At 71.2% G+C, this 13,031-nt stretch carries 15 protein-coding genes; 10 read left to right on the forward strand and 5 right to left on the reverse strand.

Going from position 1 to position 13,031, the window contains the following annotated elements:
* Positions 1-34: 34 nt before the first annotated feature.
* A complete protein-coding gene (locus ABZ915_RS32455) occupies positions 35-886 on the forward strand; it encodes a DUF4429 domain-containing protein (RefSeq protein ID WP_361810621.1) in 852 nt (283 codons plus the stop codon).
* Between the two features lie 122 nt (positions 887-1,008).
* Here ABZ915_RS32455 and ABZ915_RS32460 read toward each other — a convergent pair whose 3' ends face one another.
* The gene (locus ABZ915_RS32460; protein WP_361810622.1) at positions 1,009-2,025 is read right to left on the reverse strand and encodes an aldo/keto reductase; all 1,017 of its coding nucleotides are present in this window, start codon (positions 2,023-2,025) and stop codon (positions 1,009-1,011) included.
* Entirely contained in the window at positions 2,022-2,510 is a 489-nt protein-coding gene (locus ABZ915_RS32465) for a MerR family transcriptional regulator (protein ID WP_361810623.1), read from the reverse strand. The genes ABZ915_RS32460 and ABZ915_RS32465 overlap by 4 nt, the downstream gene beginning before the upstream one ends.
* 97 nt (positions 2,511-2,607) lie before the next feature.
* Here ABZ915_RS32465 and ABZ915_RS32470 point away from each other — a divergent pair, with 97 nt between their 5' ends.
* Both ABZ915_RS32470 and ABZ915_RS32475 read left to right on the forward strand, forming a co-directional pair.
* On the forward strand, positions 2,608-3,090 hold the full coding sequence (locus tag ABZ915_RS32470) for a GNAT family N-acetyltransferase (RefSeq protein WP_361810625.1): 483 nt from the start codon (positions 2,608-2,610) through the stop codon (positions 3,088-3,090).
* Positions 3,091-3,108: 18 nt separating this feature from the next.
* The gene (locus tag ABZ915_RS32475) at positions 3,109-3,936 is read left to right on the forward strand and encodes a serine hydrolase domain-containing protein (protein WP_361810627.1); all 828 of its coding nucleotides are present in this window, start codon (positions 3,109-3,111) and stop codon (positions 3,934-3,936) included.
* 391 nt (positions 3,937-4,327) lie between these two features.
* Here the strand turns inward: ABZ915_RS32475 and ABZ915_RS32480 are convergent, their stop codons facing one another.
* Positions 4,328-4,993: a pirin family protein gene (locus ABZ915_RS32480; protein WP_361810629.1), complete on the reverse strand. Its 666-nt coding sequence runs from the start codon at positions 4,991-4,993 to the stop codon at positions 4,328-4,330.
* 50 nt (positions 4,994-5,043) lie between these two features.
* On the opposite strand from ABZ915_RS32480, the gene ABZ915_RS32485 reads away from it, so the two are divergent.
* The 5 genes from ABZ915_RS32485 (at position 5,044) to fabF (ending at position 9,966) form a co-directional block, all read left to right on the forward strand.
* On the forward strand, positions 5,044-6,249 hold the full coding sequence (locus tag ABZ915_RS32485) for a helix-turn-helix domain-containing protein (RefSeq protein ID WP_361810631.1): 1,206 nt from the start codon (positions 5,044-5,046) through the stop codon (positions 6,247-6,249).
* A gap of 89 nt (positions 6,250-6,338) precedes the next feature.
* The gene (locus tag ABZ915_RS32490; protein ID WP_361810633.1) at positions 6,339-7,253 is read left to right on the forward strand and encodes an ACP S-malonyltransferase; all 915 of its coding nucleotides are present in this window, start codon (positions 6,339-6,341) and stop codon (positions 7,251-7,253) included.
* Between the two features lie 10 nt (positions 7,254-7,263).
* Positions 7,264-8,265: a ketoacyl-ACP synthase III gene (locus ABZ915_RS32495; protein ID WP_361810635.1), complete on the forward strand. Its 1,002-nt coding sequence runs from the start codon at positions 7,264-7,266 to the stop codon at positions 8,263-8,265.
* A 103-nt stretch (positions 8,266-8,368) separates the two neighbouring features.
* Positions 8,369-8,617, forward strand: a complete 249-nt coding sequence (locus ABZ915_RS32500; RefSeq protein ID WP_015660680.1) for an acyl carrier protein — start codon at positions 8,369-8,371, stop codon at positions 8,615-8,617.
* Positions 8,618-8,703: 86 nt separating this feature from the next.
* Positions 8,704-9,966 carry a beta-ketoacyl-ACP synthase II gene (gene fabF, locus ABZ915_RS32505; protein ID WP_361810637.1) on the forward strand — a complete coding sequence of 421 codons (1,263 nt, stop codon included), beginning with the start codon at positions 8,704-8,706 and terminating at the stop codon, positions 9,964-9,966.
* A 72-nt stretch (positions 9,967-10,038) separates the two neighbouring features.
* On the opposite strand, the gene ABZ915_RS32510 is transcribed toward fabF, so the two are convergent.
* Complete coding sequence (locus ABZ915_RS32510; protein WP_132851096.1) at positions 10,039-10,533, reverse strand: DUF3145 domain-containing protein; 495 nt, start codon at positions 10,531-10,533, stop codon at positions 10,039-10,041.
* Positions 10,534-10,790: 257 nt separating this feature from the next.
* Between ABZ915_RS32510 and ABZ915_RS32515 the strand changes: the two genes are divergently transcribed.
* Together ABZ915_RS32515 and ABZ915_RS32520 are read left to right on the forward strand one after the other, a co-directional pair.
* Complete coding sequence (locus ABZ915_RS32515; RefSeq protein WP_361810640.1) at positions 10,791-11,684, forward strand: SGNH/GDSL hydrolase family protein; 894 nt, start codon at positions 10,791-10,793, stop codon at positions 11,682-11,684.
* A 37-nt stretch (positions 11,685-11,721) separates the two neighbouring features.
* Entirely contained in the window at positions 11,722-12,696 is a 975-nt protein-coding gene (locus tag ABZ915_RS32520; protein ID WP_361810642.1) for an aldose epimerase family protein, read from the forward strand.
* A gap of 38 nt (positions 12,697-12,734) precedes the next feature.
* Here ABZ915_RS32520 and ABZ915_RS32525 read toward each other — a convergent pair.
* Positions 12,735-13,031, reverse strand: a 297-nt coding sequence (locus ABZ915_RS32525; protein WP_361810644.1) for a transposase, incomplete at its 5' end; no start/stop codon positions are given.

Genomic DNA, 13,031 nt, shown 5'->3' on the forward strand with positions numbered 1-13,031 from the left:
ACGTGAGGAGCCGGTGCCGCTTACGATGAGCCGCATGGGTGACGTACTGGCCGGATTTCATGCCGCCTGGGAGTTCGAGTCCGACTCCGTGCGCATCCGTTACGAACGGGGGATTCGAACACCCAAGCTGTTCCAGGCGTTGGGCGAACGGCTCGTCCCCCTGGCGGCGCTCGAAGAGGTGACGCTCACTCCCGGCCGGCGCGGGACCGTCGTACTGCGGGCCGTGCCCCGCCCCGGCGCCGATCCGCTGATCGAGGCGGCCGCCGGGCAACTGAAGGACGCCTACGACCCGTACCGGCTGGTGCTGCCCGCCGAGCGGGAGACGCTCGCCGAGTACTACGCCGACGAACTGCGGGGGCTGCTCACCGAGTCCGGGCCGGTGGACCGGCACCTGGTGACGGCGCCCTCGGGACCGCTCCAGTTCAAGGCGTACGACGGCAAGGCGTTCTTCGACGGCACCTCGGTACGGTTCCGGTGGTTCTGGACGGGCGCGTCCACGGCCAAGTGGAAGGCCGGCGACCAGAGCTTCCCGGTCGCCGACCTGGGCGACGTCGAGTGGCGCTCGCCCGACGTCCTCCAAGGCCATCTCCGCCTGGTGCCCCGCCACTCGGCGAACGAGCGGCCCACGCCGCCGGACCAGGATCCGGCGGCGGTGGTGTTCGGGCTCGGATACGGGCCCGTGCACGAGTCATTGCCGTTCGCTGCGGCGGTGTTGGCGGCGGTGCGGGATCGGCGGCCGGGGGCCGTTGTCTCCTCTGCGGCGGCGCGCCGCGACCCTGCCGACATCGCGGAGCGGATCCGGCATCTCGGGGAGCTGCATGAGGCGGGGTTGGTGACGGACGAGGAGTTCTCCTTCAAGAAGGCGGAGCTCCTGGCGGAGCTTTAGCCGGTGCGACCAATCGCTTGCCGGGTGCGGCGATATGTCGGGTGCGAGTCCTTTTGGGTTGCTCGCGCCCACGCGGCGGAGCCGCATATCGATACAGCCCCGCGCCCCTTTCGGGGCGCTGATCACTCCCGGCCTGCTGAAGAGAACGACATGTCCGCGTAGCGGTCTCCTGCGACCTTTGCTGCTATCGGCTCCAGGAGGGACAGTTCCTCGTCGGTCAGCTTGAGGGTCGTCGCCTTCGCGTTCTCCTCCACGCGGTGTCGCTTGGTCGTGCCGGGGATCGGGACCACCGGGAGGTCGTGGACGGCGGCTCGCTGGTGGGTCCAGGCGAGGGCGACCTGGGCGAGGGAGACGCCGTGGGTGGCGGCGATCTCGCGGATCGGCTCCAGGAGGGCCGAGTTGGCCGCCGCGTTCTCGCCGGTGAAGCGGGGCTGGTGGCGGCGGAAGTCGCCGTCCGTCAGGTCCTTCTCGGCGTTGGCGAAGGAGCCCGTCAGGAAGCCCCGGCCCAGCGGGGAGTACGGCACCAGGGCCACGCCCAGTTCGGCGGCCGCCGGCACCACGTTCGCCTCGATGTCACGGCTGAACAGCGACCACTCCGACTGCACGGCGGCGATCGGGTGCACGCCCTGGGCCGCGCGCAGCTCGCCGGCGGTGACCTCGCTCAGGCCGAGGTGCTTGACCTTGCCCTCGCGCACCAGGTCGGCCATCGTGCCGACGGTCTCCTCGATGGGGACGTTCACATCGCGGCGGTGCATGTAGTAGAGGTCGATGACGTCGACGTCCAGCCGCTTCAGGCTCGCCTCGACGGCCTGGCGGATGTACGGCGGGTCGTTGCGGATGAGCCGCTTGTTCGGATCGTCCGGCGGGATGAAGAAGGCGAACTTGGTGGCGACGACGACCTCGTCGCGGTGCGCCTTGAAGAACGGGGCGAGGAACCGCTCGTTCTCCCCGGAGCCGTACATGTCCGCGGTGTCGTAGAGCGTCACGCCCAGCTCCAGCGCACGCTCCAGGGCGGCCCTGGCCTCCCCCGCGTCCGCCGGGCCGTACGCGGCGCTCATGCCCATGCAGCCGAGGCCCTGGGCACTCACCTCCGGGCCGGTCTCGCCGAGTCGTACGGTCGGGATCCTGCTGTCGGTCATCGATTGCTCCCCGTGGCATGGACGCGTCCCGCGTCCGCGTAGAAACTGATCTTCCGGTCGAGTACGGACAGTGTGTCCCGCAGTTCGGCGATCCGCGTCAGCACGTCCCGCCGGGTCGCCTCCAGCAGCTCCTGCCGCTCCTCGAACGTGCTGTCGCCCTCGCGCACCAGCTCGGCGTACCGGACCATGTCGGCGACCGGCATGCCGGTCAGGCGCAGCTTGGTCACGAAGTCCAGCCAGTCCAGGTCGCGGTTGCAGTAGCGGCGCTGGCCGGTGTGCGAGCGGTCGATGTGGGACATCAGGCCGATCCGCTCGTACCAGCGCAGGGTGTGGGCGGTGAGGCCGGTGAAGGCCACGACCTCGCTGATCGTGTATCTGTCCTGGCCGTCGGGGCGTGGGTGCCGCCGCGGTGGGGCGGAGCAGATGTCGGCGGGGTGGTTCGCTTCTCGCTCGGTGGCCGCTGGCGTGGTCTGCATCACCGTCATGGCCCCCACGCTATGGCCTTGGAGTGCACTCCAAGCAAGCGGAAACCGGTAAGAAATCCGGAGACGGAGCGGGGGTCCGGTCGTTAGCGTGCGGGCCATGAGTCTTGTACGCCGTGCCACGCCCGAGGACGCCGCCGAAGTGCTGCGGCTGCGCCAGGTCATGATCGACTCCGTCTTCGCGAAGGGACCGGGGGACGACGGTGCCGCCGACTGGCACGGGGAGTCCCTGCCGACCCTGCGGGCCCGACTCGCCGCGCCCGACGGGGACTTCGCGGCCTTCGTGATCGACCACCCCGACCGGCCGGGGGCGCTGGCCGCGCTCGCGGTGGGGACGGTGGACTACCGGATCGGGCGGGCCGGCAATCCGCACGGGCGGGTCGGGCACGTCTTCAGCGTCGCCACCGATCCCGACGCACGGCGGCGGGGGTACGCGCGCGCGTGCATGGAGGAGCTGCTCGGCTGGTTCCGCGAGCGGGGTGCCCGGCAGGCCGACCTCAACGCGTCCGCCGAGGCCGAGCCGCTGTACGCGGCGCTGGGCTTCGTGCGCAAGCCGGACCCCTCGATGCGGCTGGCGCTCTGATCCGCATAGGCTCGGGCCATGGCGTTGAACAGCTTGGCGTTGATCGAGAACTGGCCCGTGCCGACCGCCGCGGCGGGTGTCGTACGGGCCGACGGCACGGTCCTGGGGACCCATGGGCCTGCCGGGCGGCGCCTTCCGCTGGCCTCGGTCACCAAGCCGCTGGCGGCGTACGCGGTGCTCGTCGCGTACGAGGAGGGGGCGATCGAGCTCGACGAACCGGCGGGGCCGCCCGGCTCGACGGTCCGTCATCTGCTCGCGCACACCTCGGGGCTGGCCTTCGACGAGCACCGGGTGACGGCTGCGGCCGGGGAGCGGCGGCTGTACTCCAACGCGGGGTTCGAGCAGCTGGGGGATCACGTCGCCAAGGCGACGGACATCCCCTTCGCGGAGTATCTGCGGCAGGCGGTGCTGGAGCCGCTGGGGATGGGCTCGACGTCGCTGGAGGGCGCTCGCTCGCCCGCGAAGGACGGGGTGTCGACCGTGGATGATCTGCTGCGGTTCGCGGCGGAGGTGCAGGCGCCGCGGTTGCTGGATGCGCGGACGGTGGCTGAGGCGATGACGGTGCAGTACGCCGGTACGAAGGGGGTGCTGCCGGGGTACGGGCACCAGAACCCGAACGACTGGGGGCTGGGGTTCGAGATCCGGGACGCGAAGTCGCCGCACTGGACGGGGGCTTCCTCTTCGCCTCGTACCTTCGGGCATTTCGGGCAGTCCGGTACGTTCCTGTGGATCGACCCTGTGGCGGGGGCGGCGGCGGTCGCCCTGGCCGATCGTGCGTTCGGGCCCTGGGCGGTTGAGGCGTGGCCGGTGTTCACGGACGCGGTGCTGGCGGAGCTGCGGGGCTGAGGCGGGCGTGGCCCGCGGGGAGGCGTTTTTCGCCCCCGCCGCCCTTACCCACTCCCGTCCCCAGGGGCTCCGCCCCTTCGACCCCGCCAGGGGGCTGCGCCCCCTGAACCCCCGCGGGGCTGCCGCCCCTGCACCCCGCCGGGGGCTGCCGCCCCCCGAACCCTCGCAGGGCTCCGCCCCCGAACCCTCGCAGGGCTCCGCCCCCGGACCCCGCTCGGGGCTCCGCCCCCGAACCCTCGCAGGGCTCCGCCCCCGAACCCCGCCCGGGGCTCCGCCCCCGAACCCCGTCGGCCTGAACGGCCTCGTCCTCAAACGCCGGACGGGCTGATCATCGGGACCCGTGCCTTCCAGCCCACCCGCACGGGTGGTGGGTGGGCATAGGCCGGGGGGCTTACGCGGTCATCTCCCACACCAGGAGTTCCGCCGTGCTCGTCGCCACCGCCTCAAGGCCCTCGGCCATGGTGAGCCGTGCCGAGTCGCCGGGGGACAGTTTCTCTCCGGCCAGTTCGATCTCGCCCCGGACCACGTGCGCGTACACGTACGCCGCGTCCGGGAGGGCCGTCCGCTCGCCCGGGGTCAGGCGGCGTACGTGAAGCATCGCGGCGGCGGAGGGGACGGCGTAGGGGGTGGAGTCGGCGATGCCGTGGACGATCTCGTAGGACGGGGTGCCGCCGGGGGTGGCGGGGGCCAGCCACATCTGGATGAAGGTGAGGGGCACGGCAGCGGCGTTGCGCTCGACGTGGCGGACGCCCGACGCCGCGCTGAGGCGCTGGACGTCGCCGGGGCGGACGACCGTCTCGTGGCCGGTGGAGTCGCGGTGGGTCAGTTCGCCCTCGACGACCCAGGTGACGATCTCCGTATGGCTGTGCGGGTGTTCGTCGAAGCCGGCGCCGGGGGCGAGCCGCTCCTCGTTGCAGGCGATGACCGCGCCGAAGCGGAGGTTGTCGGGGTCGTAGTGCGGCCCGAAGGAGAAGGCGTGGCGGGAGTCGATCCCGGCCACCGGGTCTCCTCCGTGGTAGCGCTCCGTGGCGCGCCTTACGTCGATCACGGGCACCACCGTAGACCCGGCGGCGCACCCGCCCGTCCCGATAAGGCAGTCTTGTCCACGTGCCCGAACCAGAAACCGGCAAGACCGGACACGCAACGCCCGGCGTACACCCGCACCACGCGACCCTGAGGCGGCTGGAGAAGTCCTCCGGGAGTCTCGCCGCGCAGGCCATCGCGCGCATGGACGAGACCTTGTCGTGGTATCGGGCGATGCCTCCGGAGAACCGTTCCTGGATCGGGCTGGTGGCCCAGGCGGGTATCGCCGCCTTCACCGAGTGGTTCCGGCACCCGGACGCGCCTCAGGCGATCTCCACGGACGTGTTCGGAACGGCGCCCCGCGAGCTGACCCGGGCGATCACGCTGCGGCAGACCGTGGAGATGGTGCGGACCACCATCGAGGTCATGGAGAGCGCCATCGATGAGGTGGCGGCCCCCGGGGACGAAGGGGTGCTGCGCGAGGCGCTGCTCGTGTACGCGCGGGAGATCGCCTTCGCCACCGCCCAGGTGTACGCCCAGGCCGCCGAGGCACGCGGTGCCTGGGACGCCCGGCTGGAGTCGCTGGTCGTGAACGCGGTGCTCAGCGGGGAGGCCGACGAGGGGGCCGTGAGCCGGGCCGCGGCGCTCGGGTGGAACGCGCCCGAGCATGTGTGTGTCGTTCTCGGCACCGCCCCCGACGGGGACAGCGAGCTGACCGTGGAGGCCATCCGGCGGGCCGCGCGCCACGCCAAGCTCCAGGTGCTGACGGGGGTGCTCGGGGACCGGCTGGTCGTCATCGCGGGCGGCAGCGACAATCCGCTGGCCGTCGCCCGGTCGCTCATCGGGCCGTTCGCCGCGGGGCCGGTCGTCGCGGGGCCGGTGATGCCCGATCTGCTGGCCGCGACCCGGTCCGCGCAGGCCTCGGCGGCCGGACTGAAGGCCTGTTCGGCGTGGCAGGACGCGCCGCGCCCGGTGTTGGCGGACGATCTGCTTCCGGAGCGCGCCATCGCCGGAGATCCCGGGGCGCGCGAGCAGCTGGTGGAGGAGATCTACAGACCACTGGAGGAAGCCGGGTCGGCGCTTCTGGAAACCCTGAGCGTCTATCTGGAGCAGGCGAGCAGTCTGGAAGGAGCGGCGCGCATGCTTTTCGTCCACCCCAATACCGTGCGCTACCGGCTCCGACGTGTGACTGACGTCACCGGCTGGTCGCCCTCCGATGTACGATCCGCGTTCACGCTGCGGATCGCGCTGATCCTGGGGCGTCTGGCCGATGGGGATGCCCAACCCTAGGCTTTTGTCGGGGACCTACAAAACCCCCTCCTGTTCTTCGTCCCTGTCCTCACGGGCGGCCGTGGCCGTCCCCAAGAGAGAGTGTGAGAGTGCTCGTACTCGTCGCTCCCGGCCAGGGCGCCCAGACGCCTGGCTTCCTGACTCCCTGGCTCGAACTGCCCGGCGCCGCCGACCGCGTCGCCGCCTGGTCGGACGCCCTCGGACTGGACCTCGCCCACTACGGCACCCAGGCCGACGCGGACGCCATCCGCGACACCTCTGTGGCCCAGCCGCTGCTGGTCGCGGCCGGGATCCTGTCCGCCGCGGCACTCGGTGACATGCTGCCGGGCGCGGTCGCCGGTCACAGCGTCGGCGAGATCACGGCGGCCGCCTTCGCGGGCGTACTGGACGACACCGCCGCGCTGGGCCTCGTACGCAGGCGCGGCCTGGCCATGGCGGAGGCCGCGGCGATCACCGAGACCGGCATGTCGGCGCTCCTGGGCGGCGACCCGGAGGTGTCCGTCGCGCACCTGGAGAAGCTCGGCCTGACCCCGGCGAACATCAACGGCGCGGGCCAGATCGTCGCCGCGGGCACGCTGGAGCAGCTGGCCGCGCTGAACGAGGACAAGCCCGAGGGCGTCCGCAAGGTCGTCCCGCTGAAGGTCGCCGGCGCCTTCCACACGCACCACATGGCCCCCGCGGTCGAGACGCTCGCCAAGGCCGCCGCGGCCCTGGCGCCGGCCGACCCGAAGGTCACGTACGTCTCCAACAAGGACGGGCGGACCGTCGCCTCCGGCCCCGAGGTGCTCGAGCGGCTGGTGGGGCAGGTCGCCAACCCGGTCCGCTGGGACCTGTGCATGGAGACCTTCAAGGAACTCGGTGTCACCGCGCTGATCGAGGTGTGCCCCGGCGGCACGCTGACCGGTCTGGCCAAGCGCGCCCTGCCCGGCGTGCCGACGCTCGCCCTGAAGACCCCCGACGACCTCGACGCGGCCCGCGCGCTCATCGCCGAGCACGGTGCCTAAGGAGCCCTGAATGGCGAAGATCAAGCCCAGCAAGGGTGCCCCGTACGCGCGCATCCTCGGTGTGGGCGGCTACCGCCCGACCCGGGTCGTGCCCAACGAGGTGATCCTCGAGACGATCGACTCGTCCGACGAGTGGATCCGCTCGCGCTCCGGCATCGAGACCCGGCACTGGGCGAACGACGAGGAGACCGTCGCCGCCATGTCGGTCGAGGCGTCCGGCAAGGCCATCGCCGACGCCGGTATCTCCGCCGAGCAGATCGGCGGCGTGATCGTCTCGACCGTCTCGCACTTCAAGCAGACCCCGGCCGTCGCGACCGAGATCGCCGACAAGCTCGGCACGAACAAGGCCGCGGCCTTCGACATCTCGGCGGGCTGCGCGGGCTTCGGGTACGCCCTCACGCTCGCCAAGGGCATGATCGTCGAGGGCTCGGCGGAGTACGTGCTCGTCATCGGCGTCGAGCGGCTGTCCGACCTGACCGACCTGGAGGACCGCGCGACGGCCTTCCTGTTCGGTGACGGCGCGGGCGCGGTCGTGGTGGGCCCGTCGCGGGAGCCCGCGATCGGCCCGACCGTCTGGGGCTCGGAGGGCGACAAGTCCGAGACCATCAAGCAGACCGTGCCCTGGACGGACTACCGGGCCGGCGCGGTGGAGAAGTTCCCCGCGATCACGCAGGAAGGCCAGGCGGTGTTCCGCTGGGCCGTGTTCGAGATGGCGAAGGTCGCCCAGCAGGCGCTGGACGCGGCCGGGATCAGCGCGGACGACCTGGACGTCTTCATTCCGCACCAGGCCAACGAGCGGATCATCGACTCGATGGTGAAGACACTCAAGCTGCCGGAACACGTCACGGTCGCCCGCGACGTGCGCACCACCGGCAACACCTCGGCCGCCTCGATTCCGCTCGCGATGGAGCGGCTTCTGGCGACCGGCGAGGCGAAGAGCGGCGACACCGCACTCGTCATCGGATTCGGGGCGGGTCTCGTCTACGCCGCGACGGTCGTTACCCTCCCCTAGGCACTCCGTGCCGGATCATGCATCCGGTGCGGTCTGCACCTGCCCGCCGCTGACGCGGCGGGCCGCCACACACCGTCTGGATATCTAAGAAGGAGCGCCTGACATGGCCGCCACTCAGGAAGAGATCGTCGCCGGTCTCGCCGACATCGTGAACGAGATCGCCGGCATCCCGGTTGAGGACGTCCAGCTGGACAAGTCCTTCACCGACGACCTGGACGTCGACTCGCTGTCCATGGTCGAGGTCGTCGTCGCCGCCGAAGAGCGCTTCGACGTCAAGATCCCGGACGAGGACGTCAAGAACCTCAAGACCGTGGGCGACGCGACCGACTACATCCTCAAGCACCAGGCCTGAGCCTTCTCTTAGGCCCTCAGGCTGCTAGGCCCCGCCACCCGGCGGTGGCGCCGCTGAATCCCCATTCCGTTGGAGAAAGAATTCCCGTGAGCCCGACCAATCGCACCGTGGTCGTCACCGGTATCGGCGCAACCACACCGCTGGGTGGCGACGTAGCCTCGTTCTGGGAGGCCCTGATCGCCGGTCAGTCCGGCGTCAGCCTCCTGGAGCAGGCGTGGGCGGCCGAACTGCCCGTCAAGATCGCCGCGCAGATCGCCGTCGAACCGGGCGAGATCATCCCCCGCCCGCAGGCCCGCAAGCTGGACCGGTCCGCGCAGTTCGCGCTGATCGCCGCTCAGGAGGCCTGGAAGGACGCCGGTTTCACCGCCAAGGCAGGTGAGGACTCGTCCGTGAACCCCGACCGGCTGGGTGCGGTCATCGCCTCCGGCATCGGCGGTGTGACCACCCTGCTCGACCAGTACGACGTTCTGCGGGAGAAGGGCGTACGCCGTGTCTCCCCGCACACCGTGCCGATGCTGATGCCCAACTCCCCGGCGGCCAACGTCGGCATCGAGCTGGGCGCGCGCGCCGGTGTGCACACCCCGGTCTCGGCCTGCGCCTCGGGCGCGGAGGCCATCGGCTACGCCATCGAGATGATCCGCACGGGCCGCGCCGACGTCGTCGTCGCGGGTGGCACGGAGGCGGCCATCCACCCGCTGCCGATCGCCGCGTTCGGCAACATGATGGCGATGTCCAAGAACAACGACGACCCGCAGGGCGCCTCGCGTCCCTACGACTCCGGCCGGGACGGCTTCGTCCTCGGCGAGGGTGCCGGTGTGATCGTCCTGGAGTCCGAGGAGCACGCGAAGGCCCGCGGCGCCCGGATCTACGTCGAGGCCGTCGGCCAGGGCATCTCCGCCGACAGCCACCACATCACGCAGCCCGAGCCGTCCGGCAACGGCATCGCGCACGCGCTCCAGAACCTGCTGGACAGCTCCGACCTCAAGCCCGCCGAGGTCGTGCACGTGAACGCGCACGCCACGTCGACGCCGCAGGGTGACGTCGCCGAGATCAAGGCGCTGCGGAAGGTGTTCGGCGACGACGTCGACCACATGGCGGTCTCCGCGACCAAGTCGATGACGGGTCACCTGCTCGGTGGCGCCGGCGGTATCGAGACGGTCGCGTCGATCCTCGCCCTGACCAAGCGGCTGGCTCCGCCGACGATCAACCTCGACGAGCTCGACCCCGAGGTCAACGCGGACGTCGTGCGCGGTGAGGCCCGTCCGCTGCCCGAGGGCCGCATCGCCGCGCTGAACGACTCGTTCGGCTTCGGCGGCCACAACGTGGTGCTGGCGTTCCGGACGATCTGACCGGCGTCGCCGCGCACATGAAGGGGCCCCCACCGGCTGGTGGGGGCCTTCTCGTGCGTGCCGGGCGGGCGATCACACCACCTGGTGCAGCCAGCGCACCGGGGCACCCTCGCCCGCGTACCGGAACGGTTCGAGCTCGTCGTCCCAGGGCTTGCCGAGGAGTTTGGCGATCTCCGCCTCCAGGTCCGTCTCGTCGCGCTGGGACCGCGTCAGTGCCGCGCGCAGGCGGTCCTCGGGGATGAGGATGTCGCCGTGGATGCCGGTGACGGCGTGGAAGATGCCGAGGTCGGGGGTGCAGCTGTAACGCTCGCCCTCGGCGGTGGGGCAGGGCTCGGCGGTCACCTCGAAGCGCAGCAGGTGCCAGCCGCGCAGCGCCGAGGCGAGCTTGGAGGCGGTGCCGGCCTGGCCCTGCCAGGAGAACTCCGAGCGCCAGGTACCGGGAGCCGCGGGCTGCCGGATCCAGTCGAGGCTGACTCGGGTGCCCAGCACCCCGGCGACGGCCCATTCGACGTGCGGGCACAGCGCGCGCGGCGCGGAGTGCACGTACAGAACTCCACGTGTCGTCACCGGAACCTCCGGGCAGAGCGGGACATCTTGCGGTCGGGCTGCGCGGCAGTGACACGACGGCCGCGTTGATGGCGAGGCTACCCTGCGGCGGCGCAAGGAGTGTGACGTACCGTCGCTCCCGGGGCCAGGAAACGCCCGCCATTCACCCATGGGGACGCTTGTACGGGTGTGAGCCGTTCCATGCCACCTGTCGGGAACCCTCGCGCGTTGTTATGGGTTGGGGACCATGACGGCACGACAAGGGGATGGACCTGGGCATGGGATATCGACGCCGGCGTTCACGGGCCGCTCTCGCCGTCGTGCTGGCGGCCGTCCTGGGGGCCGCCGGCTGTGACGCCGTGCGCGGCGACTCCCCGGCACCGGACGGCACCCGGGCGAAGACGTCCAGGCCGGCCCCGGTGTGGGACCGCAGCCCCTCCTCGATCGCCGCCGTCGGCGACTCCATCACCCGTGGCTTCGACGCGTGCACGGTGCTGTCGGACTGCCCCGAGGTGTCCTGGGCGACCGGCACCAGCGCGCAGGTCGACAGCCTGGCGGTACGGCTGCTGGGGCGGTCCGCGGCAACCGAGCGCAGCTGGAACTACGCGGTGACCGGCGCCCGGATGGCCGACCTGCCGGGGCAGATGACCCAGGCGGTCACCCGGAAGCCCCAGTTGGTGACGGTGATGGCCGGGGCGAACGACGCCTGCCGGGCGACGACCTCGGCGATGACCTCGGTGACCGCCTTCCGGGCCTCGTTCGAGGAGGCGATGAGCACCCTGCGCGAGACCCTGCCGAAGACGCAGGTGTACGTGTCGAGCGTGCCGAACCTGAAGCGGCTGTGGTCCGAGGGCCGGACGAACCCGCTGGGCAAGCAGGTGTGGAAGCTGGGCATCTGCCCGTCGATGCTGGGTGACGCGGACGACCTGACCAGCACGGCGACCCTGCGCCGGGACACGGTGCAGCAGCGGGTGGAGGCCTACAACAAGGTGCTCAAGGAGGTCTGCGCCAAGGACCGGCGGTGCCGCTTCGACGGGAACGCCGTCTTCGACTACCGCTTCGGCACCGGCCAGCTGAGCCGCTGGGACTGGTTCCACCCGAGCACGGACGGCCAGTCCCGGCTGGCGGCGATCGCGTACCGGACGGTCACGGCGAAGGAGCCGTCGTCCTAGCGCCGTGACCCTGGCTTCTTGACCTAGGGTTTCCCACATGAGCGAACTTTTCGGCACACTTTCCGACGGCACCGAGGTCCATCGCTGGACGCTGGAGCGCGCCGGGACACGGGTGAGGGTCCTGACGTACGGCGGGATCGTGCAGTCGGTGGAGGTCCCGGACCGGGCGGGGCGGACGGCGGACGTCGTGCTGGGGTTCGAGGGCCTCGACGGCTACCTCCGGCACCCGGAGCCGTATCTGGGTGCCCTGGTGGGCCGGTACGCCAACCGGATCGCGGGCGCCCGTTTCACGCTCGACGGCCACACGCACGCGCTCGCGCCGAACAACGGCCCCAACTGCCTGCACGGCGGCGAACGCGGATTCGACAAGCGCGTGTGGGAGGCGGAGCCGGTCGGGCACGGGGTGCGCCTGACCCGGGTCAGCCCGCACGGCGAGGAGGGCTTCCCGGGCCGGCTGGAGATCTCGGCGACGTACACCCTGGACGCGTCCGGCGCGCTGCGGATCGCGTACGAGGCGGTGACGGACGCGCCGACCGTGGTGAACCTGACCAACCACAGCTACTTCAGCCTCGGCGGCGACACGGCCCCGGGCGGCCACGAACTCCGCCTCGCCGCCTCCCGCTTCACCCCGGTCGACGCCGACCTGATCCCGACCGGCGAGTCGGCGGACGTCACCGGATCCCGCTTCGACTTCCGTACGGCCCGCGCGGTCGGCTCCGGCTACGATCACAACTTCGTGCTCGACAAGGGCGTCACGGACACCCCCGAGGAGGTCGCCGAGCTGCACGACCCGGTGTCCGGGCGGCTGCTCACGATCGCGACGACCGAGCCCGGCCTCCAGCTCTACACCGCCGACCATCTGGGCGACCCGTTCACGGCGGGCGCCGGCATCGCACTCGAGACCCAGCACTTCCCGGACTCCCCCCACCAGCCCGGTTTCCCCAGCACCGAACTGCGGCCGGACGAGGTGTACCGCTCGGAGACGGTGTACGGCTTCGGCGTACGCGGCTAGGGCCTGGGTCTGGCCTGCCGCGGCACTAGGGTCCGTCTTCAAACGGATCTTGCCCAGAGCAGGAATGACGCGAGACTGACCGCTGCTTCGTAGGAGGTGGCGGTCTTGTCGTATCTGGTGGCGATGCCACGGAAGCCTTTGAGCTGGTTGAAGCAGCGTTCGACGGCGTTGCGTCGGCGGTAGATCTGCCGGTCGAATGCCGGCGGTCGGCCTCCGTGGCGGCCGCGGTTGTGGCGGTGCCGCTGCTGGTCGGTCTTCTCCGGGATGGTGCACGCGATGCCGCGTCGTCGCAGGTAGGCGCGGAAAGAGCGGGAGCTGTAGGCCTTGTCGGCGAC

The organism is Streptomyces sp. NPDC046915 (assembly GCF_040644935.1).
In the GTDB taxonomy this organism is placed as follows: domain Bacteria; phylum Actinomycetota; class Actinomycetes; order Streptomycetales; family Streptomycetaceae; genus Streptomyces.